This window comes from Cribrihabitans pelagius (genome assembly GCF_048820915.1).
GTDB classification, from domain to species: Bacteria; Pseudomonadota; Alphaproteobacteria; order Rhodobacterales; family Rhodobacteraceae; genus Cribrihabitans_A; species Cribrihabitans_A pelagius.
This window is the reverse complement of the sequence record NZ_JBMERR010000018.1, coordinates 17,596-40,216: the sequence shown is the minus strand read 5'-3', so window position 1 is coordinate 40,216 and position 22,621 is coordinate 17,596. Positions and strand designations below refer to the sequence as shown.

Annotated in this window: 21 protein-coding genes, 1 tRNA gene and 3 pseudogenes; 14 read left to right on the top strand and 11 right to left on the bottom strand. The window is 66.7% G+C overall.

Annotated features, from left to right (window positions below; all coding sequences use genetic code 11):
- The first annotated feature begins 12 nt into the window (after nucleotides 1-12).
- From ACOHX0_RS15875 to murJ, 3 genes are read left to right on the top strand one after another with little or no spacing between them, the layout of a single operon-like run.
- Nucleotides 13-1,185, top strand: a complete 1,173-nt coding sequence (locus ACOHX0_RS15875; protein ID WP_420678066.1) for a penicillin-binding protein activator — start codon at nucleotides 13-15, stop codon at nucleotides 1,183-1,185.
- Nucleotides 1,145-3,976 (top strand): [protein-PII] uridylyltransferase, encoded by a 2,832-nt coding sequence (locus ACOHX0_RS15870; RefSeq protein ID WP_420678065.1) that lies wholly within the window; start codon nucleotides 1,145-1,147, stop codon nucleotides 3,974-3,976. The genes ACOHX0_RS15875 and ACOHX0_RS15870 overlap by 41 nt, the downstream gene beginning before the upstream one ends.
- Nucleotides 3,973-5,523: a murein biosynthesis integral membrane protein MurJ gene (murJ, locus tag ACOHX0_RS15865; RefSeq protein WP_420678064.1), complete on the top strand. Its 1,551-nt coding sequence runs from the start codon at nucleotides 3,973-3,975 to the stop codon at nucleotides 5,521-5,523. The genes ACOHX0_RS15870 and murJ overlap by 4 nt, the downstream gene beginning before the upstream one ends.
- Before the next feature lie 245 nt (nucleotides 5,524-5,768).
- Here the strand turns inward: murJ and ACOHX0_RS15860 are convergent, their stop codons facing one another.
- Nucleotides 5,769-6,503 carry a rhomboid family intramembrane serine protease gene (locus tag ACOHX0_RS15860; RefSeq protein WP_420678063.1) on the bottom strand — a complete coding sequence of 245 codons (735 nt, stop codon included), beginning with the start codon at nucleotides 6,501-6,503 and terminating at the stop codon, nucleotides 5,769-5,771.
- A 105-nt stretch (nucleotides 6,504-6,608) separates the two neighbouring features.
- Between ACOHX0_RS15860 and trpS the strand changes: the two genes are divergently transcribed.
- Together trpS and ACOHX0_RS15850 are read left to right on the top strand one after the other, a co-directional pair.
- Entirely contained in the window at nucleotides 6,609-7,637 is a 1,029-nt protein-coding gene (trpS, locus tag ACOHX0_RS15855; RefSeq protein ID WP_420678061.1) for a tryptophan--tRNA ligase, read from the top strand.
- A gap of 146 nt (nucleotides 7,638-7,783) precedes the next feature.
- The gene (locus tag ACOHX0_RS15850; protein ID WP_420678059.1) at nucleotides 7,784-9,826 is read left to right on the top strand and encodes an OmpA family protein; all 2,043 of its coding nucleotides are present in this window, start codon (nucleotides 7,784-7,786) and stop codon (nucleotides 9,824-9,826) included.
- Nucleotides 9,827-9,920: 94 nt separating this feature from the next.
- Here ACOHX0_RS15850 and ACOHX0_RS15845 read toward each other — a convergent pair whose 3' ends face one another.
- Genes ACOHX0_RS15845 through paaG form a run of 4 tightly spaced genes read right to left on the bottom strand, consistent with a single transcriptional unit; the run spans nucleotide 9,921 to nucleotide 13,075 of the window.
- Nucleotides 9,921-10,517 (bottom strand): TetR/AcrR family transcriptional regulator, encoded by a 597-nt coding sequence (locus ACOHX0_RS15845; protein WP_420678057.1) that lies wholly within the window; start codon nucleotides 10,515-10,517, stop codon nucleotides 9,921-9,923.
- Between the two features lie 18 nt (nucleotides 10,518-10,535).
- Entirely contained in the window at nucleotides 10,536-11,846 is a 1,311-nt protein-coding gene (gene paaK / locus ACOHX0_RS15840; protein WP_420678055.1) for a phenylacetate--CoA ligase PaaK, read from the bottom strand.
- 15 nt (nucleotides 11,847-11,861) lie between these two features.
- On the bottom strand, nucleotides 11,862-12,287 hold the full coding sequence (gene paaI, locus ACOHX0_RS15835; protein WP_420678053.1) for a hydroxyphenylacetyl-CoA thioesterase PaaI: 426 nt from the start codon (nucleotides 12,285-12,287) through the stop codon (nucleotides 11,862-11,864).
- Nucleotides 12,288-12,289: 2 nt separating this feature from the next.
- Nucleotides 12,290-13,075, bottom strand: coding sequence for a 2-(1,2-epoxy-1,2-dihydrophenyl)acetyl-CoA isomerase PaaG (gene paaG, locus ACOHX0_RS15830; RefSeq protein WP_420678051.1), 786 nt, complete (start codon nucleotides 13,073-13,075; stop codon nucleotides 12,290-12,292).
- A gap of 176 nt (nucleotides 13,076-13,251) precedes the next feature.
- On the opposite strand from paaG, the gene paaZ reads away from it, so the two are divergent.
- The 3 genes from paaZ (at nucleotide 13,252) to ACOHX0_RS15815 (ending at nucleotide 16,468) form a co-directional block, all read left to right on the top strand.
- The gene (paaZ, locus tag ACOHX0_RS15825) at nucleotides 13,252-15,282 is read left to right on the top strand and encodes a phenylacetic acid degradation bifunctional protein PaaZ (RefSeq protein WP_420678050.1); all 2,031 of its coding nucleotides are present in this window, start codon (nucleotides 13,252-13,254) and stop codon (nucleotides 15,280-15,282) included.
- Between the two features lie 93 nt (nucleotides 15,283-15,375).
- Nucleotides 15,376-16,176: a PaaX family transcriptional regulator C-terminal domain-containing protein gene (locus ACOHX0_RS15820; RefSeq protein WP_420678048.1), complete on the top strand. Its 801-nt coding sequence runs from the start codon at nucleotides 15,376-15,378 to the stop codon at nucleotides 16,174-16,176.
- Between the two features lie 215 nt (nucleotides 16,177-16,391).
- Nucleotides 16,392-16,468, top strand: a tRNA-Met gene (locus ACOHX0_RS15815).
- Here the strand turns inward: ACOHX0_RS15815 and ACOHX0_RS15810 are convergent.
- Nucleotides 16,463-16,699 (bottom strand): hypothetical protein, encoded by a 237-nt coding sequence (locus ACOHX0_RS15810; RefSeq protein WP_420678046.1) that lies wholly within the window; start codon nucleotides 16,697-16,699, stop codon nucleotides 16,463-16,465. The genes ACOHX0_RS15815 and ACOHX0_RS15810 overlap by 6 nt on opposite strands.
- A gap of 82 nt (nucleotides 16,700-16,781) precedes the next feature.
- Here ACOHX0_RS15810 and ACOHX0_RS15805 point away from each other — a divergent pair.
- Nucleotides 16,782-17,290, top strand: a pseudogene (locus ACOHX0_RS15805) (IS256 family transposase); the annotation flags it as partial.
- Nucleotides 17,291-17,365: 75 nt separating this feature from the next.
- Here the strand turns inward: ACOHX0_RS15805 and ACOHX0_RS15800 are convergent.
- From ACOHX0_RS15800 to ACOHX0_RS15785, 4 genes and pseudogenes are all read right to left on the bottom strand, one after another.
- Nucleotides 17,366-18,302 (bottom strand): annotated as a pseudogene (locus ACOHX0_RS15800) (IS5 family transposase).
- Between the two features lie 379 nt (nucleotides 18,303-18,681).
- Nucleotides 18,682-18,963 (bottom strand): annotated as a pseudogene (locus tag ACOHX0_RS15795) (transposase).
- Nucleotides 18,964-19,073: 110 nt separating this feature from the next.
- Entirely contained in the window at nucleotides 19,074-19,226 is a 153-nt protein-coding gene (locus ACOHX0_RS15790) for a hypothetical protein (RefSeq protein ID WP_420678044.1), read from the bottom strand.
- Between the two features lie 49 nt (nucleotides 19,227-19,275).
- The gene (locus tag ACOHX0_RS15785) at nucleotides 19,276-19,611 is read right to left on the bottom strand and encodes an ArsR/SmtB family transcription factor (RefSeq protein ID WP_420678042.1); all 336 of its coding nucleotides are present in this window, start codon (nucleotides 19,609-19,611) and stop codon (nucleotides 19,276-19,278) included.
- Between the two features lie 792 nt (nucleotides 19,612-20,403).
- Between ACOHX0_RS15785 and ACOHX0_RS15780 the strand changes: the two genes are divergently transcribed.
- The 5 genes from ACOHX0_RS15780 to ACOHX0_RS15760 all read left to right on the top strand — a co-directional run bounded on the left by ACOHX0_RS15780 (nucleotide 20,404) and on the right by ACOHX0_RS15760 (nucleotide 22,256).
- Nucleotides 20,404-20,565, top strand: coding sequence for a hypothetical protein (locus ACOHX0_RS15780; protein WP_420678041.1), 162 nt, complete (start codon nucleotides 20,404-20,406; stop codon nucleotides 20,563-20,565).
- Between the two features lie 116 nt (nucleotides 20,566-20,681).
- Complete coding sequence (locus ACOHX0_RS15775; RefSeq protein WP_420678040.1) at nucleotides 20,682-20,897, top strand: hypothetical protein; 216 nt, start codon at nucleotides 20,682-20,684, stop codon at nucleotides 20,895-20,897.
- A 409-nt stretch (nucleotides 20,898-21,306) separates the two neighbouring features.
- Complete coding sequence (locus ACOHX0_RS15770; RefSeq protein ID WP_420678038.1) at nucleotides 21,307-21,495, top strand: hypothetical protein; 189 nt, start codon at nucleotides 21,307-21,309, stop codon at nucleotides 21,493-21,495.
- 252 nt (nucleotides 21,496-21,747) lie between these two features.
- Nucleotides 21,748-21,912 carry a hypothetical protein gene (locus ACOHX0_RS15765; protein WP_420678035.1) on the top strand — a complete coding sequence of 55 codons (165 nt, stop codon included), beginning with the start codon at nucleotides 21,748-21,750 and terminating at the stop codon, nucleotides 21,910-21,912.
- A 143-nt stretch (nucleotides 21,913-22,055) separates the two neighbouring features.
- A complete protein-coding gene (locus ACOHX0_RS15760; protein WP_420678034.1) occupies nucleotides 22,056-22,256 on the top strand; it encodes a hypothetical protein in 201 nt (66 codons plus the stop codon).
- On the opposite strand, the gene ACOHX0_RS15755 is transcribed toward ACOHX0_RS15760, so the two are convergent.
- Nucleotides 22,241-22,561 carry an ArsR/SmtB family transcription factor gene (locus tag ACOHX0_RS15755; RefSeq protein WP_420678033.1) on the bottom strand — a complete coding sequence of 107 codons (321 nt, stop codon included), beginning with the start codon at nucleotides 22,559-22,561 and terminating at the stop codon, nucleotides 22,241-22,243. The genes ACOHX0_RS15760 and ACOHX0_RS15755 overlap by 16 nt on opposite strands.
- Between the last annotated feature and the right edge of the window lie 60 nt (nucleotides 22,562-22,621).

Here is a 22,621-nt window from a genome sequence, read left to right as displayed (position 1 = left end):
TTCAAGTCCATTATGTTTGCTGTTTTTCGAAAAGCCCGCAAGGCGGCACTGGCCGCGGTTGCGGCGGTTTCCACAGTTGCGCTGGCGGCCTGCGATACGGTCCCGCTCAATACCGGCCCCAGCATCGACACTTCGAAACCCGTTCCGGTGGCGCTGCTGGTGCCGCGCGGCTCGGGCCAGCATGGCGACAGCGTGCTGGCGCAGAGCCTGGAGAACGCCGCCCGCCTGGCGATTGCCGACCTCGGCAACGTGCAGATCGACTTGCGCGTCTATGATACCGCGGGCAATCCGCAGGTTGCTGCTAATGTGGCCACCCAGGCGGTGAATGACGGTGCCCGCATCATTCTGGGCCCGCTCTATGCCGAAGCCGCCAACGCGGCCGGCATCGCCGCCGCGCAGAGCGGCGTGAACGTGCTGTCCTTCTCCAACAACACCGCGATTGCCGGCGGCAACGTCTTCATTCTCGGCCCGACATTTGAGAACACCGCCCGCAGGCTCACCCGCTATGCTGTGCGCCAAGGCAAGGGCAATATCCTGATCGCCAGCAGCAATGACGCCGCAGGCCGGGCCGGGCGCGAGGCGATAATGCGCGCCGCAAGCCAGTCCCGGGCGTCCGTGGTGGGCAACGTCGGCTTCGAGCTATCGCAGCAGGGCGTGATCAACGCGGTGCCGGCGATCCAGAGCGACCTGGCGCGGACCGGCGCCGACGCGTTGTTCCTGACCGCCAATACCGCAGGCGCGCTGCCGCTGCTGACCCAGCTGCTCCCGGAGGCGGGCGTCGACCCCGCAGTGACCCAGTACATCGGCCTCACCCGCTGGGACATCCCGCCCCAGACCTTGTCGCTGCCCGGCGTGCAGGGCGGCTGGTTTGCTTTGCCCGACCCGATCAAGGCGGAAAGCTTCCGTAATCGCTACCAGGCCGCCTATGGCGCCGCGCCGCATCCGATCGGCGGGCTGGCCTATGACGGCATCGCCGCGATTGGAGCTCTGGCCGGCGCCGGGCGCTCGAACGCGCTGACCGCCGCCGCGCTCACCCAGGGCGCGGGCTTCCAGGGCACCGGCGGCATCTTCCGCCTGCGGCCCGACGGCACCAACGAGCGCGGCCTTGCGGTCGCCACCATCCAGGCACAGAAAGTCGTCGTCATTGACCCAGCCCCAAGCAGCTTCACAGGCGCCGGCTTCTGATCCGGCCGCCGAACCGGCGGCCACCCGCGTCCCGGTCCCTCTGGGCCCGCTGATCTGCGATGCCGCGGCGATCTTCGATGCCGCCGCGGTGCGCGCCGAAATCCGCGCCCTGGCCGAAGGCGCCGATGCCGCCACCCTGCGGGCCGAGACGGTGAAACTGCTGCGCGCCGCCAACAAAGCGGGCCGCGCAGCAATTGCCGAGGCCTTTGCCGCGCAGCCCTTCGCGTCGCGCGAGCTGACCCGCTCCTACACTTTCCTGACCGACGGGCTGGTCACCACCGCGCTGTTCGTGGCTTCCGAGCTCCTGCACCCGCTCGCCACCCCCACGAGGGGCGAGCGCATCGCGGTGATCGCGGTCGGCGGCTACGGCCGCGGCGAGATGGCGCCGGCCTCGGACGTCGACCTGTTGTTTCTCACCCCCTACAAGATCACCGCCTGGGCCGAGAGCGTGATCGAGTCGATGCTCTACATCCTCTGGGACTTGCGGCTGAAGGTCGGACACGCCAGCCGCACCATCAAGGATTGCGTCCGGCTTGGCGGCGAGGATTACACAATCCGCACCGCGATGCTGGAGCAGCGCTATCTCGCGGGCCACGCGCCGCTGGCGCGGGAGCTTGCCAAGCGGCTGAAGGCCGAGCTGTTCTCGCAGGACGCCCAGGCTTTCATCGAGGCCAAGCTGGCCGAACGCGACGCCCGCCACCTGAAGCAGGGCCAGCGCTACGTGGTGGAGCCCAACGTCAAGGAGGGCAAGGGCGGCTTGCGCGACCTGCAATCGCTCTACTGGATCGCCAAGTACCTCTACCAGGTCAAGAGCGTGCGCGATCTGGTGCCGCTGGGCCTGTTCCGCCCGGAAGAGCTGGAGCTGTTTTCCAAGGCCGAGCGCTTCCTCTGGGCGGTGCGCGCGCATCTGCATCTGGTCACCGGGCGCGCCACCGAGCAGCTGACCTTCGACATGCAGGTCGAGGTCGCGAGCCGCATGGGCTACGAGGACAAGGCCGGGCGCCGCGGCGTCGAGGTCTTCATGCAGGAGTATTTCCGCCACGCCACCCGCGTCGGCGACGTCACCCGCATCTTCCTGACCAAGCTGGAGGCAAGCCAGCAGAAGGGCGCCCCGCTCCTGGAGCGCATCTTCCGCCGCCGCCCGCGCATCAAGCCCGGCTACCGGGTGGTGCACAACCGGCTCGACGTGGTCGATCCGGACGCTTTCCTGAAGGACAAGGTGAACCTCCTGCGCCTGTTCGAGGAGGCGCTGCGCACCGGCATGCTGATCCACCCCGATGCGATGCGGCTGGTCACCGCCAACCTGCACCTGATCGACGACAGCATGCGGGCTGACAAGGAGGCGCGGCGCATCTTCCTCGACCTGCTGCTGAAACACGGCAACCCTGAACGCGCGCTGCGGCGGATGAACGAGCTCGGCGTGCTCTCCGCCTTCCTGCCCGAGTTCGAGCCGATCGTCGCGATGATGCAGTTCAACATGTACCACTCCTACACGGTGGACGAACACACCATCCAGGTGATCGTCAACTTCGCCGCCATCGAGCGCGGCGATCTGGAAGACGAGCTGCCGCTGTCCTCGGAAGTGCTGCGCAAGGGGCTGAACCGCAAGGTGCTGATGGTGGCGATGCTGCTGCATGACATCGGCAAAGGCCGGGCGCAGGATCATTCCATCCTCGGCGCCCAGATCGCCCGCAAGGTCGCGCCCCGGCTCGGGCTGAAGCCTGTGGAATGCGAAACCGTAGAATGGCTGGTGCGCTATCACCTCCTGATGTCGGACATGGCGCAGAAACGCGACATTGCCGACCCGCGCACGGTGCGCGATTTTGCCAAGGCGGTGCAGACCGTCAAACGGCTCGACCTGTTGCTGCTGCTCACCGTCTGCGACATCCGCGGCGTCGGCCCGGACACCTGGAACAACTGGAAGGCCGCGCTCCTGCGCGCGCTCTACAACCAGACCCGTGCCGCGCTGGAAGGCGGGATGGAGGCGCTCAACCGCGAACACCGCGGCACCGCCGCCAAGAAGGCCCTGCGCAAGGCGCTGCCAGACTGGTCCAAGAGTGAGCTGAAGCTCGAGACTGCCCGCCACTACCCGCCCTACTGGCACGGGCTGCATCTCACCGCGCATCTGGATTTCGCCGGAATGCTGCGCGATCTCACCGCCAAGGACGACCCCGGCGAGGTGCTGATCCGCCTCACCCCGGACGAGGACCGCGACGCCACCCGCGCCTGTTTCGTGATGGTGGACCACCCCGGCATCTTTGCCCGGATTGTCGGCGCTCTGGCGCTGGTCGGCGCCAATGTGGTCGATGCGCGCTCCTACACCACCAAGGACGGCTACGTCACCGATGCCTTCTGGATCCAGGACAGCGAGGGCCACCCCTTCGACTCTGCCCGCCTGCCGCGGCTGAACGAGATGATCCAAAAGACCCTGCGCGGCGAGCTGATCACCCGCGACGCGCTGCAATCGCGCGACAAGATCAAGAAGCGCGAGCGCGCCTTCAACGTGCCGACCCACATCACCTTCGACAACGACGGCTCGGAGATCTACACCATCATCGAGGTCGACACCCGCGACCGCCCCGGCCTGCTCTATGACCTCGCGCGCACCCTGGCGGCGGCCAACGTCTATATTGCCAATGCGGTGATCGCCACTTATGGCGAGCAGGTGGTGGATGCCTTCTACGTCAAGGATATGTTCGGTTTGAAATACCATTCGCTCTCCAAGCAGAGATCGCTCGAGAAGAAGCTGCGCGAAGCCATCGCCGAAGGGGCGAGACGGGCCGGCACATGAAACCGATCAAATTGCTGACGGGGTTTCTGACCGTCGGGTTCTGGACGCTGGCGAGCCGGATTCTGGGCTTTGCCCGCGAGATCCTGATTGCCGCCTTCATCGGCCCCGGCCCGGTGCTCGACGCCTTTATCGCCGCCTTCCGCCTGCCCAACCTGTTCCGCCGGTTCTTTGCCGAGGGCGCCTTCAACGCCGCCTTCGTGCCGGCCTTCGCCAAGAAATACGAGGCCGGTGAGGACCCCCGCGCCTTTGCTCAGGATGCCTTCAACCTGCTCGCGGCAGCGGTGCTGACGCTGGTAGGCTTGGGGATGGTGTTCATGCCCGGGCTGGTCTGGCTCACTGCGGGCGGCTTCGTGGGCGATGCGCGGTTCGATATGGCGGTGGGCTATGGCCACATCGTCTTCCCCTATATCCTGTTCATGTCGCTGGCGGCGCTGTTCTCCGGCGTTCTGAACGCGACGGGCCGCTTTGCCGCCGCGGCAGCCGCGCCGGTGCTGCTCAACATCCTCACCTGTGCGGCGATGACCGCCGGTGCGCTGCTGGGCGGCGAGGTGATCACCTGGCTGGTCTGGACTGTGCCGCTTGCCGGCGTGGCGCAGCTGGCATTGGTCTGGGTGGCGGCGGCGCGCGCGGGCGTCACCCTGCGCCCCGGACGGCCGCGCTGGAACGGCGAGATGCGCCGGCTGGTGCAGGTAGCACTGCCCGCGGCGCTGGCCATGGGTGTAACCCAGATCAACCTGGTGGTCGGGCAATACGTGGCCTCGGACATTGAAAAGGCGGCCAGCTGGCTGTTCATCGCCGACCGGCTCTACCAGCTGCCGCTGGGCGTCGTCGGCATCGCCATCGGCATCGTGCTGCTGCCCGCGCTGTCGCGCCGCCTGCGGGCAGGGAACCATGCCGGCGCGCGCGATGCGCTGTCGCGCGCAGGCGAGTTCTCGTTGCTGCTCGCGGTGCCCTCGGCCGTGGCCTTCATCGCGGTGCCGGTGCCGCTGGTCTCGGTGCTCTACGAACGCGGCGCCACCGGACCGGAGGACGTGGCGGCGATTGCCCTGGCGGTCGCGGTCTACGGCGCGGGCCTGCCCGCCTTCATGCTGCAAAAGGTGCTGCAGCCGCTCTATTTCGCGCGCGAGGATACCCGCACCCCCTTCCGCTATGCGCTGGTGGCGATGCTGATCAACGCAGGCCTCGCCTTCGGGCTGAAGCCCGCCCTGGGCTGGATTGCGCCCGCCATCGCAACCTCGGCAGCGGGCTGGACGATGGTTCTGCTGCTCTGGCTCGGCGCCCGGGGCATGGGAGAAGCTGCGCAGTTCGACCGCCGCTTCAGGAGCCGCGCCTGGCGCATCCTCACGGCCTCTGCGGTGATGGGTGCGGCACTATATGGGGCGTCCGAGGCGGCGGAGTGGGCGTTCTACCTCGCCTACTGGCGCTATCTCGCCCTGCTCGGTCTGGTCGTGCTTGGCGGCGCGGTCTATTTCGGCGCGGGCCAGGCGCTTGGCGCCTTCCACCTGTCGGAGTTCCGCAGCGCCCTCAGCCGCCGCAAGCAGGCCTGACTGCAACACGCCCCCGGGCAGTCGCCGGGTCAAGGGCCGCGCCAGCGGCCGCGCGGCACGCGCGGTTTACCCTTGAGGCGGTCATTGCCGGTTGCAAAATGGCGATAGCGCCTACAGGGCAGACCTGCCCCTGAAGCGCTTCCCGGCAAAACAAAACAGCGCGCGCAAGCGCGCTGCCCGGCCCAACGGCCGATGATGGCCCCGCCAGGGGCCGTCACAGGCGGGCGGGAGCGCGCCCGTTCCGTTCAATCGTGGCGGATCTTGCTGCGGATGCGGGCCCAGCCGCCCGGGGCGAGGAAAAAGGACAGGCCGAACCCGGTGGCAAACCCCGTCAGGTCCGCCACCCAGTCGTTCTGACCGCCGAACAGCAGCCCAAACAGCAGCTGCACACCCATCAGAAAGGCAATCAGCGTGAACGCCCGGCTCTGCTGCGCCCCCACCGTCGCCAGCGAGCGCCAGAGCAGGAAGGTGAAGGCACCGATCAGCCCGTAGACCGCCGGGAAGCCGCCCGCCAGCGGATGGCCGCCGCCAACCGCCAACGCATAGCCCAGCGCGCCGCCCGCTCCCGACAAGAGGAAGATCAGCACCATCGCCAGATCGCCCATCACCTCGCCCACCATCTTGCCCATCGCCAGCACAAAGACGCAGACAAACAGCGCATGGGTGAAGCCGCCGTGCACAAAGATATAGGAAACAAAGCGCATCAGGTGTTCCGCCGGCCAGCGCCCGCTTTCCTGCATCCACCAGAACACCTCGCTGGAAAACGCATAGGATTGCAGTGCGGAGAGCCGCCAGCCAACCGCCTCCGGCCCGCCGAGGATGCCGCGCGCGCCAAGCGAGAATGCGGCCTCCACGCCGATGATCACCAGCACCAGCGCCACCACCGCGGCGGGCAGCGGGTTGATCGGGGCGCCGCCCGGCGCATGGCCCTCAGGCGGGCCTGCGAGCCTCCGGGGCGGGGTGTTCTGCGGGCTGCTCATCTAAGGCCTCCTAAAGTCTCGCGGGGGCGGCCGCGCCTGTTGACGGATCACGAGCCCATGGGTAAGGCACCGGGGTTGCTATTTCCAGACGGGAGTTACGCCCACATGAGCGAAACCACATTCACCCCGCGCGTGTTCTCGGGAATCCAGCCCTCCGGCAACCTGCACTTGGGCAACTACCTGGGGGCGCTGAAGCGGTTCGTCGACTGGCAGGCCAAGGATGTGGAAACCATCTATTGCATGGTGGACCTGCACGCAATCACCGTCTGGCAGGATCCCGCGGACCTGCGCAAATCCACCCGCGAGCTTTGCGCGGGCTTCATCGCGGCCGGCCTGGACCCGGAGAAATCCATCCTCATCAACCAGTCCCAGGTGCCCGAGCACGCCCAGCTGGCCTGGATCTTCAACTGCGTCGCCCGCATGGGCTGGATGCAGCGGATGACCCAGTTCAAGGATAAGGCCGGCAAGAATGCCCAGAACGCCTCGCTTGGCCTCTTTGCTTATCCGGCGCTGATGGCGGCGGACATCCTTACCTACCACGCCACTCATGTGCCGGTGGGCGAGGACCAGAAGCAGCACCTGGAGCTGACCCGCGACATTGCCGCCAAGTTCAACCACGACTATGGGGTGGACTTCTTCCCGCTGACCGAACCGGTGATCGAAGGCGCGGCAACGCGGGTGATGAGCTTGCGCGACGGCTCCAAAAAGATGTCGAAATCCGACCCTTCGGATGCCAGCCGCATCAACATGACCGATGACGCCGACGCCATCGCCAAGAAGATCCGCAAGGCCAAGACCGACCCCGAGGCGCTGCCCTCCGAGGCCGAGGGTCTGGACGAGCGTCCCGAGGCGCGCAACCTGGTGAACATCTACGCGGCACTCGCCGATCAGACGGTGGAGCAGGTGCTGGCCGAGACAGGCGGCAAGCAATTCTCCGAGTTCAAGCCGATGCTGGCCGATCTGGCAGTGGCCAAGCTCGCGCCGATCTCCGGTGAGATGGCGCGGCTGATGGATGAGCAGGCGGAGATCGACCGCATCCTGACCCGCGGCGCCGAGCGCGCCCGCGCGATCACTGCTCCGATTCTGCGGCAGACCTACGATATTGTCGGCATGGTACCGCCCGCCGAGGTCTGAACCGCCGCGCATGGCGCCCCAGATCATTCACTGCAAGGCCGCTCCCCCGGGGCGGCCTTTTTCTTTTCCCGGCCTCCGATGCAACTTTTCCGCCGCTGGCGAGTTGATCCGGCGCGGCCATGTGCCGGAACAAGGAAGGAACCGCTATGAAATCGGGAATTTTCAAATCGACCACGGCGCTGGCAGTGATGGTCTCGCTGGCTGCCCCGCTGCCCGCCCTGTCGCAGGGCCAGGGCGGCAAGCGTATCGACCTCACCCAGATGTCCGGTGCCGAGATCGGCGAACTGGTCGAGCGCTGCAGAAAGCGCGCCGAGCGGCGGCAGAAGAAATTGGACAGAGGCAAGGAAGTCGAAGAGAAATCCGGCCCAGTCGCCAAGTTCTGCGCGGATTACAGCGCTGGTGCCTTCGACAGCCAGCTGCCCGGCGAGCTGCAAGCGGCCACGGTGCTGGCCAGCGTTGCTGACATGACAGCAGAAGCGGAGGCAGGCGCAGAGGCGCAGGCGGAGGCAGAAGCTGAAACCCAGGCGGGCGCAGAGGCTGAAGCCGAAGCCGGAGCCCAGGCACAGGCCGAAGCTGACGCTCAGGCTGAAGCGGAAGCTCAGCTGAAGAAGCAGCTTCAGGCCGAAGAGGAAGCCGCTGCCGCTGCCGCGGCGCAGCAGCAGGCCGAACAAGAGGCCGCCGCCGAAGCGCAGCAGCAAGCCGAACAGGACACCGCGGCTGAGGAGCAGCCCGCTGCCGAAGCAGGCACCGCAGGTGCAACCGCCGAAGCCATTGCGCAGGATCTTGCCCAAGACCAGGAGCAGGCCGGCGCGGCGGCGCAGGATGAGGCCGCAGCCGAGGGCCAGCAGCAGGCCGGGCAAGACGCCGCTGCGGACGGCCAGGCTGAAGCTGGTGCCGAAGGCGCCACGGGCGAAGCCATCGCTCAGGACCTCGCCGGGGAGCAGGGTGAAGCACAGGCTGAGGGTCAGGTTGAGGCCGAGGCCGCTGCCGGAACCGAGGCCCAGGCCGACAATCCCGAACTGGTCGAGCAGGACAGCCAGGCCCAGGCCGATGCGCTTGCCGAGGCGGAAACCGGAACTGCTGCTGCCGCAGCCGCTGCGGCTGGCGAAGACGCCGCTGCCGAAGCCGAGGTGGTCGAAGAAACCGTGACTGAGGACACTTCCCGCAGCTCTGACGAGGAGTTCGAAACCCAAGTGGGCGAAACCGCGCCGGAGGCCGCGCAGGCGGAAGCTGGCGCCGAGGCGGGCGCGCAAGCTCCTGCCCCGCAGGCTAATGCCGCCGAAGATGACGACAGCGGCCTCTCCGACCGGCAGCGCCAGGCGCTGATCGGGCTCGGCGCGCTTGCCATCGGCTCGCTCCTGAACAACGGCGGCAAGGTGGTGGCCAACACCGGCGACCGCGCCATCGTGGAACAGGACGGCCAGTACCGCGTGCTGAAGGACGATGACGCGCTGCTGCGCCAGCCGGGCTCCAACGTGACCACCTACAAGTTCAAGGACGGCTCCACCCGCACCGTTGTTCTGCGCGAGAACGGCACCGAGGTGGAAACTATCCGGTCCGCCAACGGCCGCGTGCTGCGCCGCACCCGCACTCTGCCCGACGGGCGCACCGTGGTGCTGTTTGACGATACGCAGGAAGCCGAAAAGGTGGTGGTCAACGAGCTGCCGCAGGTGCAGCAGAACCGCCGGGCGATGATCGGCACGGATCAGGTTTCGGCCCAGGAGCTGGCCGCGGCGCTGGCGTCGCAGCAGGCGCCGGCCGTGAACCGCAGCTTCTCGCTGGCGCAGATCCGCAACATCGACGCGGTGCGCCGCCTGGTGCCGGAGATCAACGTCGATCAAGTCAACTTCGACACCGGTTCGTCCGTGATCCGTCCGCAGGAGGCCGAGGAGCTTGCGGATCTCGGCAACGCCCTGCGCGAGGTGATCGACAAGAACCCGGGCGAGGTCTTCCTGATCGAGGGCCACACCGATGCGGTGGGCGCTGCGACCTACAACCTCGCTCTGTCGGACCGCCGGGCGGAAACCGTGGCGCTGGCGCTGACCGAGTACTTCGACGTGCCGCCGGAAAACATGGTGGTGCAGGGCTATGGCGAAAGCGACCTCGCGGTGCAGACGCTGGACGCCGAACGCGCCAACCGCCGCGTCTCGGTCCGCCGCATCACCCCCCTGCTGGGTGCAGGCAGCTAAGCGCACACCCGCCTCGTGAACACAGAAATGCCCCGGCCAAAGCCGGGGCATTTTGCATTTGGCCCTGACCGCCGGCGTCAGCGGGCGGCGGGGTCTACAGCCCGCGCAGCCCGTTCAGCGTCAGGTTGGCGACCAGATCGGCGTAATCCTCCCGTGCCCCGGCCCCGGCGCCGGAATTCCACATGTAGTACCAATTCAACATGCCGAAAACCGACATGGTCGCGGCGCGCAGCTTCTCCGGGTGGCGGCCGAAGGTCTCAGGCGCGGCACCGGCCAGCGCGTCGCTCATGAATTGCACCATCTGCCGCTGGTAGCCGCGCAACAGCTTCTGCTGGTCTTCCGGCAGCGCCCCCATGGCGCTGATCTGCACCTGATGCTCGTTGTCGGCGCCCTGGTAGGCCATCAGGATCTCCGCCACGATGCGGCGCAGGCGCTCCTCGGGGCCGAAACCGTCCAGCTCCACCCCGCAAACCCGGTCGCGCAACTCGCTGAGATAGGTCTCAAGGAGGCCGAAAAGAACGGCATCCTTGCTGTCATAATAGTGGTAGATATTGGCCTTGGAGATGCCGCACTCGCGCGCAAGCTGGGTCATCGACGCGCGGTCATAGCCCGCATCCGCAAACACCTTGGCGGCGGATTTCAGGATCTGGGCGCGTTTCTGGTCGTGGTCCTTGGCGATCGTGCGGGCCAATGCTCTTGTCCTTCCCGCTCAGGTCTTGCCGCGGTTGTCGACGACGCGCTTGGCCTTGCCCTGGCTGCGCTCCACCGAGCCGGGATCGCCGACGATGATCTCGGTCGAGACACCCACCACGTCTTTGATCCGCTTGCTCAGCATCCGCGCAGCGGCGGTGCGGCTGAGTTCATCTGCCTTGTCCGGATCGGCCTCCACAAAGACCCGCATCGCATCCATGCGGCCGGATTTATACAGCTCGATCTGGTAGTGCGGCGCCAGCCCGCCGGTCGCCATCAGCTGCTCTTCGATCTGGCTGGGGAAGACGTTGACGCCGCGCAGGATGATCATATCGTCGCTGCGCCCGGTGATCTTCTCCATCCGCCGCATCGAGCGCGCGGTGCCGGGCAGCAGCCGCGTGAGGTCACGGGTGCGGTAGCGCACCATCGGCAGGCCTTCCTTGGTCAGCGTGGTGAAGACCAGCTCGCCCATCTCGCCATCGGGCAGCACTTCGCCGCTTTCCGGGTCGATGATCTCCGGTAGGAAGTGGTCCTCCCAGATCACCGGGCCGTCCTTGGTCTCCACACATTCATTGGCGACGCCCGGCCCCATGATCTCGCTGAGCCCGTAGATGTCGACCGCGTGCATGTCGAAAGCCGCCTCGACCTCCTTGCGCATCGCGTCGGTCCAGGGTTCGGCGCCGAACACACCGACCTTCAGGGAGCTGGCCCGCGGGTCCAGCCCCACCTTGTGGTACTGCTCCAGGATGTTGAGCATGTAGGAGGGCGTCACCATGATCCCGTCGGGCTTGAAATCGGTGATCAGGCCCACCTGCTTCTCGGTCTGCCCGCCGGACATTGGCACCACCGTCGCGCCCAGGCGTTCAATCCCGTAATGCGCGCCAAGCCCGCCGGTGAACAGCCCGTAGCCATAGGCATTGTGCACCATGTCGCCCTTGCGCAGGCCGGAGGCGCGCAAGCTGCGCGCGACCAGATCGGCCCAGTTGCTGATGTCATTCGCCGTATAGCCCACCACGGTCGGCTTGCCGGTGGTGCCGGAGGACGCATGCAGGCGGATGATCTGCGCACGCGGGACGGCAAACAGGCCAAAGGGGTAGTTGTCGCGCAGGTCGTTCTTGTAGGTGAAGGGGAACTTTGCGAGGTCCTTCAGCTCCTGCAGGTCGTCGGGGTGCACACCCGCCTCGTCGAACCGCTGTTTATACATCGGCACGTTGTCATAGGCATGGCGCAGCGACCACTTCAGCCGCTCAAGCTGCAGCGCGCGGATCTCGTCGATCGAGGCGATCTCGATCGGGTCCAGTTCGGCCCGGTTCGGGGTCAGGTCTTCCATGGCATCCTCCGCGCCTTATTCGTCGAACAACTGGCCTTTGACCGCCCGGGAGAAGCCCCGGAACTCGGCGATCTGCTGGCCGTCCTGGTTGGTCACTGTCACATCATAGATGCCGCTGCGTCCGTTGAGGGAGACCTCGCGGGCATTGGCAATCAGCGTGTCGCCCAGCCGCCCGGGCGCGGTGAAGCTGATCACGTTGTGCTGCGCCACGGTTGCCTGATTGCGGCTGTTGCAGGCAAAGGCAAAGGCGCTGTCGGCGAGCATGAAGGTGACGCCGCCGTGGCAGATGCCGTGGCCGTTGCAATGGTGCTGCGCGATGGTCAGCTCCAGTGTGGCGGCACCTTCATCCACATGGGTGATCTCCATCCCGGCCCACTTGGAGGCGTGATCGTCTGCCCACATTGCGGCGGCGGATTTCTCGGCGCGCTCTCTCGGGGTCATCCTCATTCCCCCTTGAAGACCGGCGCGCGTTTTTCCAGGAAGCTGGCGACGCCCTCGGCGTAATCCGCGCTTTCACCGCAGGTCTTCATCGCGTCGGCCTCGATCTCCAGCTGATCGGACAGCGTGTTGACCGCCGCGGCCTGGATCGTCTGCTTGGTGAGGCCCAGGCCCAGTGTCGGGCCGTTTGCGAACCTCTCTGCCATCGCGCGGGCCTCACCCATCAGCCCGCCGTCCGGCAGCGCTTTCCAGATCAGGCCCCAGTCCTCGGCCTTCTTGGCGGGCAGCGGCTCGGCAGTGAGTGCCAGTCCCTTGGCGCGCGCCTCGCCCAGCAGGCGCGGCAGGTGCCAGCTTCCGCCGGTGTCGGGGATCAGGCCAACTTTGGAGAAGGACTGGATGAACTTCGCACTTTCGCCCGCCAGCACCATGTCGCAGGCCAGCGCCAGATTGGCCCCTGCCCCGGCGGCAACGCCGTTCACCGCGCAGATCACCGGGAAATCCAGCGCGCGGATCAGCCGCACCAGCGGCGCGTAGAAAGTGCGCACGGTCTTGCTGAGGTCCGGCGGCCCGTCCATCTTGCGCGGATCACGGTCGCCCAGATCCTGCCCGGCGCAGAAACCGCGGCCCGCACCCGTCAGCAGCACGCAGCGCTTGCCGCCGTCGCGCGCCGCTTCCAAAGCTGCGCGCAAGGCGTGGTGCATTTCCTCGTTGAAGCTGTTCAGACGGTCCGGACGGTTCAGGGTGATCTCCACCCAGGCGCCGTGATCTTCGACCAGAATCGTATCCGACATATCGCTCGCCTTCTCCCTCTCTCCCTGCACCGCAGCCCTCCCCTCACGGTTTCAATCGCAAAGCTCAGACCGTGGTTTCGACAAATTTCTTGCATAAACCGACCGGACGGTCAATATATTCCAGCATCAGTTTCCAGCCCGCCGGCCGCTGCCGGCCCGTTGATAAGGACAGCATCATGAGCCTTCTTGAGATTTCCAGCTTCGCCGCCGGACAATGGGTCGCACCGGGCGCCGGTGCCCGCAATATCGCCAGCGCCATCACCGGCGAGGTCATGGCGAGCGCCGGCAATGACGCGCTGAATGTGCAGGCGATGCTGCACCACGCCCGCAGCGTTGGCGGTGCAAACCTGCGGAAGCTGACCTTCCACGACCGCGCCCGGATGCTTAAGGCGCTGGCGGGCCATCTGAACCAGCACAAGCAGGCGCTCTATGACCTCAGCTTTCACACCGGGGCCACCCAGTCCGACCACCTGATCGACATCGACGGCGGCATCGGCACCATGTTCGTCTTCGCCTCCAAGGGCCGCCGCGAGATGCCGGACGCGCATGTTTACCTCGACGGCGATGTGGAGCAACTGTCGCGTAACGGCACTTTCCTCGGCCAGCACATCTGCACCCCCCTGCGCGGCGTCGCGGTGCATATCAACGCCTTCAACTTCCCGGTCTGGGGGATGCTGGAGAAGCTGGCCCCCACCCTGCTGGCCGGCGTCCCCGCCATCGTTAAACCTGCGACCAACAGCTGCTATGTCACTGAACTGGCGGTGAAGCTGATGCTCGACTCAGGGATCCTGCCCGAAGGCGCGCTGCAACTGGTCTCCGGGGGCTTGGGCGACATGCTCGATCATCTCACCATGCAGGATGTGGTCAGCTTCACCGGCTCCGCCAGCACCGCGCTGAAACTGCGCGCCAACCCGGTGATCCTGGAAAACTCGGTGCGGTTTGTGGCCGAGCAGGACAGTCTCAACGCCTCGATCCTTGGCCCCGACGCACAGCCCGGCACGCCGGAATTCGACTTGTTTGTCAAGGAAGTCAGCCGCGAGATGACCACCAAGGCGGGCCAGAAATGCACCGCCATCCGTCGCATTATTGCACCTCAGGCGCAGGTGGATGCGGTGATCGAAGCCCTGTCCGGGCGGCTGGCCAAGACCACCATCGGCGACCCCCGGCTGGAAACCACGCGCATGGGCGCGCTGGTCTCGGGCGGGCAGAAGCGCGACGTGCTGGAGAAGGCGCGAATCCTGAGCGCCGAAGCCGAGCGGGTCTTTGGCGACCCGGACAACTTCACGGTCCACGGCGCCGATGCGGAAAAAGGCGCCTTTGTGCCACCGATGCTGTTCCACTGCACCGACCCTGACAAGGCCCAGCGCGTGCATGACACCGAGGCCTTCGGCCCTGTCTCCACCATCATGGGCTACCGCGACCTGGACCACGCGATCGACCTCGCCAATCGCGGTCAGGGCTCGCTGGTGGCCTCTGTCATCACCCGGGACCCCAGCGTCGCGCGGGAAGTGGCCATCGGCGCCGGTGCCTATCACGGCCGCCTCTACTTCAACAACCGCGACTCGATGAAGGAGTCGACCGGCCATGGCTCCCCCCTGCCCCACATGGTGCACGGCGGCCCCGGCCGCGCGGGCGGCGGCGAGGAAATGGGCGGCGTGCGCGGCGTCAAACACTACATGCAGCGCACCGCAATCCAGGGCTCTCCCGACATCCTGACCGCGATTGGCGAGAAATGGGTCCCTGGCGGCACCGAGACCGCAGGCCCCGCGCATCCCTTCACCCGCAAGTTCGGCGAGCTGCAACTGGGCGAGACCCTCAACACCGCGCCGCGCCAGGTGACGCTGGAGGATATCGAGACCTTCGCCCATTTCACCGGCGATACCTTTTATGCCCACATGGACGACGAAGCCGCGCAGCGGAACCCCTTCTTCCCGGGCCGGGTGGCGCATGGGTACCTGCTGATCAGCTTTGCAGCGGGCATGTTCGTGCAGCCGGACGAAGGCCCGGTCCTGGCCAACACCGGTCTCGACAATCTGCGCTTCATGAAGCCGGTTTCGGCAGGCGACAGCATCAAAGTGCGCCTCACGGTGAAGAAGAAGACCCCGCGCAACGAGGAGTATGGCGAGGTGCGCTGGCACGTGACGCTCACCAACCAGAACGATGAGATCGCGGCCGAGTACGAGCTGCTGACCATGAACGCCTACTGAGCCCTTCCGCGCTGCGGCCCGGGCGGCTGCGGCGCATGGCTTTCCTGCCGCCCGGGCTGGTCTATCCCGCCTGGGCGGCCTATTGTTTTACCTATGAACAACGCGCAAAACCTCTGGTTTGACAATGCCGTGCAGCGGCTGAACGATCCGCAGAACCAGCGGGTCTGGTCGGTGATCGTCTCGCTGTTCGGCGATCTCGCGCAAGAGAAGGGCAGCCGCATCAGCGGCAGCGCGCTCACCCGCATCATCACCCCGATGGGCATCAAGCCCGAGGCGATCCGCGTCGCCCTGCACCGGTTGCGCAAGGACGGCTGGATCGAAAGCGCGCGCGCAGGCCGCGCCTCGGTGCATTACCTCACCCGCTACGGCCGCAGCCAGTCTGCCGCCGTCACCCCCCGCATCTACGAGCGCAAGGCCGCAGCTCCCCGCGACTGGCACCTGCTGATCGCCGAGGACAGCGCCGGGCAGGCCACCCTGGAGGAGCTGCTGCTGCTGCCGAACTACATCGCGGTGAACCGCAACACCGCGCTGGGGCACGGCAGCATGCCGCGCAGCCTCGACGACTTGCTGGCAGCGGAGGTGAGCCGCATCTCGGTGCCCGGCTGGCTGAAGGCGCGGCTGTTCCCCCAAGATCTGGCCGCGGCCTGCGCCAGCCTGCAGGACGCGCTGGAGCAGACGCCGCTGCCGCCGCCCGGGCTGACTGCCGCCCAGACAGGTACCCTGCGCACCCTGATCGTGCACCGCTGGCGCCGGGTGGTGCTGCGCCACCCCGACCTGCCGCCGGACTTCCACCCGCCCGGCTGGTGCGGCGAGAGCTGCCGCGAGCGGGTGTTCCGCCTTCTCGACGAGCTGCCGCGCCCGGCCCTCACTACTCTGGACGACACCCGGGACTGACCGCCCCGCTTGCAGGCAGCACATCTGCCGTGGCACTCAAGCCGCGCTCCCGCGCCCGCCCCTTCGAGCAACGGCCGCCCCCGGCGCGGCCAATCCCTTGACACGGCTCGGTTTTCCACGGGGCCCCAAAAAAATCCGCCAAAATCCGCCCCGCGGCGGCTTTTCCCGCTTGACCCTGCCGCGCCCATTCCGTAAATCGCCTCCACACAGCGAGCGGCGGAGTAGCTCAGTTGGTTAGAGCAGCGGAATCATAATCCGCGTGTCGGGGGTTCAAGTCCCTCCTCCGCTACCACTTTTCCCAATGTTTTCGGCGACTTCCTTCCATATGGCTGATTTCCGCATTGCGGAAACCATTCCGGGGCGGCGCCGGGGTGGCGAAATCGCGCGGCTGCTGCCAAGCGCCCGGCTCCACGCATCCGATGATCCGCATGCGGGTCGGCCACAGCAACCTCTTGTAGCTGCCGGCGAGATGCGGAGAATTTTTCCCCGATACGGCCTGATGTGTTTTGGGTTGTCGAGACATGGACCGATCTCTCGTTCGCATACACCGCCGGTCTGACGGTGCGGGGCAATGCGCCATTGGTTCAAGCACAATGGCGAATGCCCATCTGCTTGATCTCTACGGTCTGAAGGTCCCGCCCGGCTGGATCAGCCGCGTCACCGGTGCGGCGCTGGACGAAGTCAGGGAATGGCAGAGCCGCGCCCTGAACCGAAGGAATCCCATCGGGGTCTTCAGCGCGCTGCGGGTGAAGATCCGTGATGCCAACAGCCGGACCGTCAGGCGCAAGGCCCTCTGCGCCGCTCCCGGCGTCACCCGTAATGGGAGCCGTGAGGTTCTGGGCCTGTGGAGCGCCGGGGACGAGCGCGCCAAATTCTGCCTCCCGGTGATGAACGAGCTGAAAAACCGGGGCGTCGAGGACGTCCTGACCGCCGTCGTGGACGGCTGAAGGGCTTTCCCGAGGCCATCACCGCCGCCTTCCCGGATGCCGTGGTCCAAACCTGCCCAGTGCATCTGGCGCGCCATGCCCTGAATTTCTGCTCCTGGAAGGACCGCAAGGCCGTGGCCGCCGGCCTGCGCCGGATTTACAGCGCCCCGACCGCCGATTTGACCGAGACCGGCACGATGCTTTCAAGGGGCTTTGTTGCGCAGTTACGGTGATGGGGAGACTTCCCCTTTCCCCGGACGGACTTATCCTACGGCCCCGGTGACAGGGATGCCAAGAGCTGTGTGCCGGTTCAGGACGGCGGCGCGGACTTGGATTTCCGCGGCCTGCCGGCCGAAGTCTCCGGCCATCGGGGATTGGCCAAGCAGCTTGATACAGTTCATCTTGCTCTCAACACGGCTCCGGCGATGGTATCCGCTCCATCGCCGCCAGAGGGCGCCGCCGAGGTGTCGCGAGGCATGGACCGCCCCGTTCCCGGCGATGGCGCCGGCACTTGCGGATTTTCAGGACTTGCCGTTCTTGCGCGGCGGGAGGACGGCATGAGCGCCGCGGGCCGCGATCGCGTCAAGGCATTTGCGCGTGCCGCAGGCCATCGGCGGTGACCGGTCCAATGTCCTGATCGGACGGGAGCTGGTTCAGCAGTCCGGGTAGCACGGGGGCAACACCGGCGGTGCTGGCGGTGACCTCGGCGGCGCGCACTTCCGGCGTTTCCGCGTCTGTGCCTATGTGCATCTCACGCCAGATGCGGCGTTTCGGGCCGCCGCGCTTGCCTGCGGTCCATTCCCCTTCGCCTTCGCCTTCGGCCTTGATACCGGTGCTGCCGATGCGGAGGGTCACCGGGCCAGTGCCGCCGCGATAGGGCAGGCTCACGTCCAAGGTCTACTGACGGCGGCACAGCGGGCTGAAATCCGGGACAGCCCAGTCCAACCCGGCCAACCGCAAAAGGCTCCGGACGAAACCCGCCGCCTGCCTCAACGGCATACCAAACAGCACCTTCATCGTCAGGCAGGTCTGGATCGCGGCGCCGCTGACCTGGCACTGGCGTCCACGCCTGCCGCCCGGCCGCGGCACCCGGATCATCTCCGGGTCAAACCAGATTGGCAGCAATCCGCGCTGTTCCAGCGCGTCATGGTAAGACGGCCAGTTCGCGGTCTTGTGCTTCGCAGGGGCCCAACTGCTCATGGCTTCCAGCTATCAGGCTGGATTCACGCAGTGAATCCCAAGGCGGATTTATGCAGCAAAGCCGGTTCAGATGGCACAAGAGGGTGTTGATGACGGCTGGCTTTACCCCCAGCTGCCCAAGAATGGCCGCCGTGGTCCGCCGGAGGACGTGGCGGTGCCATCCAGGTGTTCCGCCGGCGCGATTGATCGTGTCCTGTGTCCGGTCCCAGTTGCAGAGAGGGCCGCCGCCTGAGGACGGAAAGACAAGATCCACCGGCTGACCCTCGGCAATGCTTGGGCGGGAGAGCAGTTCGATCGCGGTGTCCGGCATGCTGGCGGACCAGCCTCCCACCATCGCCACGCAACTTGGCGCCGTTGCTGTCCGCTGACCGGCAGTGCATCACGCAGTGATGTCACGAGAGGGGATCAGGAGGTTCCGCGGCTGCGCGGAGGCGCGATACGGGATCTGCACAGCGATCCGCGCCTGGCGCCGGCACACCGTCGAAAAATCCGGCACCGGCCAGCCGGGCCGCCGCCATCCGGATCAGGCTCTCGGCCAGTCCGGCCGTCCGGCGCAGCGGCAGACCGGATAGCACATCACCGTAAGACATGCCTGGATTGCGGCATCGGAAAAAGTCTCGGGGCCTCCCCACTTGCCGCACGTCGCGGCATGCCAGACCATGTCAGGGCCGAACCAGACGGACAACGCGCCTCTATTGCGCGGCGCGGCGTTCTCGTCGAACCAGTTGGCCGTGCGGCAGCGGGCGGAGAAGGCTTCGGTACGTGCCTGACTTAACTGCCAGGATTCGCACAGTGGCCCCCCTTCAGCGGTATGTGCAACAACGTAGTGCAGAAGCCGCCCGGCCGCGCCGACAGCCCCAGCACCGCGCCGCTGGCGAGCCCGATCAGGGCCGCGATCACGGGTTCCTCCAGCCATTCCAGCATCTTGCCGTCCTCCCTCGCCCGCACCCGCGCCCTCCCCGGCGCAGCACCGTCAGTCCGGCTGGCAGAACAGGTCGTAGATCAGCTCCATGATCCGGCGCGGCCGCTCGTCGGCCAGACTGTAGTAGATCACCTTGCCCTCGCGGCGCGGGGTCACCAGCCCCTCCAGCCGCAGCCGCGCCAGCTGCTGCGAGACCGCCGCCTGGCGCGCCGACAGCAGCTGCTCCAGTTCGGTCACCGATTTCTCGCCCGAGACCAGGTGGCACAGGATCATCAGCCGGCCCTCATGGCCCAGCGCCTTGAGGAAATCCGCGGCCGCGCGCGCGTTGCGCATCATCAGGTCGCGGTCCTCGTCGCTCATTTTCTCGGTGATCTTGGGCAGCGCCATCTGCACATTCTCCGGTAGGGCGGACAGCCACCGCCTGATCTGTGGCCCGGGTCTACGCCGGCCATTTGTCTATTGCAATCCGGGTGCGCCATGCGGTCTCAGCCCAGCGGCGCCGGAACCGGGGCCGCGTGTCCGGCCAGCAGCTTCTGCAGCAGCCTCCGGAGGAAGGCCTCGCCCGGGCAGCTCTCGATACGGCCGGTCCCGATACCGTCTTCGGCCAGCCGGAAGGCGGGCGCGGCAAAGGTCAGGGCAAGCGCGGCGCCTGCGAGCCGTGATGCAATTCGGGCAATAGGCCTCCCGGGGATGCGGCGCCGATGGGCGGCTCGGCTTTCTCATATGGTAGTATTGCAATGTAACGCATGCAAGCGCCAGGGCCCTTTAGGAGCCCGTTTGCACAGGGAAATGCCGGTACTGAAGCGGGCGCCGGGTGCAGGCGGGACAGGTCTCCACCCATCGTACTCACAAAATCAAATGTGTTATCGCCTGAAACAATTCTCCCCTGCTAGCATCCCTGCGGAGGACAACGCTTTTTAGGGAGGACACATGTCGCGACAACTGACCTTTCGCCTGCGCGCTGGCGCTGGCAGGCGCGGCCGCCGAGGCTCACGTGGTGGCGCCGCAAAGCGCCGCCTGCGGAGATTATGACGCCATCGGACATCCCTCACCGGCCAGCCCGTCGAACCGGAGGCAGGTGCTCCTGATTTATTCGGGCAGGCGGTGCCTTCACCGGCGATGCCGCCGATACAAGGCAACCGGCCATCATTTCCCGCCGCCATTTCCTTCTGGCGGGCCGTGCCGCCTCCGCCCTACGGGGGCGCTTCGGGCATTGGCATCCGGTCGCGGCTTGCAGCCCGGCAAAGGCTCACCCAGGAGGGTCTGATCGGCGGCGGCGGCAAGGGCGCGCTGACGCTGACCCATATCACCGGCACTCACGCCCAGCCCCAGCCGCTGTGATTCTGCGAGCCGGAGATCGACCTCGGCGTTGGTGCCGCGCAGGGCAAGGTGCCGCATGTAACCGGCGCCAGCTTCCGAAAGCTAACGGGATCGAGGACGGGTCGGCGCCGGACTAAGTGCTGACCTATGAAGACTTTGTGGCGCTTGGGAGGGCCTGCGGCAAGATCGGCGGCCTTGACCGCACTGCCACGGTGGTGAAGGCGATCCGGGCCGAGCGTCCCGATGCGATCCTGTTCGATGGCGGCGACACCTGGCGGGCTCCCTGCCCGCGTCGCGCAGCGAAGGTGTCGGCATGGTGCGCCTGCTCGATGCGCACGGAACCGAGGCGATGACCTCGCATTAGGCATTCACCCCCGGCATCGGCCGCGTGAACGAGATCATCGAGAAGGAGCTTGACCCCGCCTTCCCCGGCGCCAGCATCTTCGACGCCATCTGGGACGAGCCGGCCTAAGGGCCGATGAAGATGTTCGAACGCGGCGGCGCAAAAGTCGGGGTGATCGGCCAGACCTTCCCCTATCTGCCGATTGCCAACCCGTCCTGGATATTCCCCGGTCTCAGCCTCGGCGTGCGCCAGGCGCGGACGGCGGCGGTGGTGCGGCAGGCCCGCGATGCCGGTGCCGAGGTGGTCGTGGTGCTGTCCCACAATGGTTTTGGCGCCGACCGCAAGATAGCCGCCGAAGTGCCCGGCATCGATGTAAGGCTGGCACCAATTGGCATCAGGCCCGGATGCCGGGGCCGCGCTTGGGCAAGACCATGCACCGGTTCTATTTCGAGTTCGGCTGGGACGTCAAACCGCTGCTCTTGCAAAGCCGTGTGCATGATTCCACCGGTTACGTGCAGCATACGAAGCAGGCTCTGCAAGAGCAGCGGCGAGAATTCGTTCTGCCGCAACAACGGCCTCCAGACCTGGCATGTCTACGCACGGTGTGAGGCGGAAAATGCCGGCGTATCTTGGGGTTGCGAGCCCAACAGCCCTTGGCCCCGCCCCGGCGCTGGCACTGTTTCAGGTACTGGCGGCAAGCGTCCTGCCCGCCAGTGCCGCAAATACCGCCGCCGCGGATGGCACTGGCCTGCCGCCGGGCGCGGGCGATGTCTTGACCAAGGAGGAGGTCTTTGCCGCCAAATGCGCTTCCTGCCACGTCGATTTCGGCGCGGCGGCCGGGCGCTGGCCGGTGCTGAACGGTGCTGGCGGGCGCCCCGGACCCGCTCGACCCCAAGGATCCGGTCAAGACCATCGGCTCCTGCTGGCCGTATCTCTCCACCGTCTGGGATTACGTCAACCGCACCATGCCCTTTGGCGGTGCGCAGTCGCCGGAGCCGGACGAAGTCTATGCGGTCGCCGCCTGACTGCTCTATCTCAACAACGTGGCGGACGACGATTTCGAACTGCCGCGGGAGAGTTTCGCAGACGTCACCCTGCCGAACGAAGGCGGCTTCAAGCCCGACGTTCGGGCGCAAACCGAGCTCCCCGCGTTCGCGGCGAGGCCTGCATGGAGGGCTGCTGGGACAGCGTCGAGATCACCATGCGCACGGCGGTGCTGAACGTGTCACCGGAGACCCGGGAGAGCGACGCAGAGGCGGCGCCAGCAACGGAGACGGAGGAACAGGCCGCCGCAGAGGACGCAGGCACCGGGGCTTGCCTGTCACCTGCCCGGCCAAGCCCCCTCGCCTGCTCTCAGCGCGCGCAATAGAGCCGGTGCAGCGTCTCCAGCACAGCCGCCGCCTCGGGGCTGTTGACCCGGCAGTAGATGGTCTGCCCGTCGCGCCGGGCCGCCGCCAGTCCGGCCCCCTTCAGCCGCTTCAGCTGCTGCGACATGGAGGGCTGCGGCATCGCGCAGAGCCGCGCCAGTTCCCCCCCCGAACGCTCCCGCCCGCCCGCCAGGCGGCACAGGATCTGAAGCCGCGCCTCCGACGCCAGCATGCCCATCAGCGCCGCAGCGCCCGTGATGTCTCCGTCGAGGAAATCGCCGGCCTGAATATCTTCAGCTTCCCGCATATTAGCCCTATTGAATATGCGAAAATAGGAATATATGCATAGCATGGAACGATGGAAAGC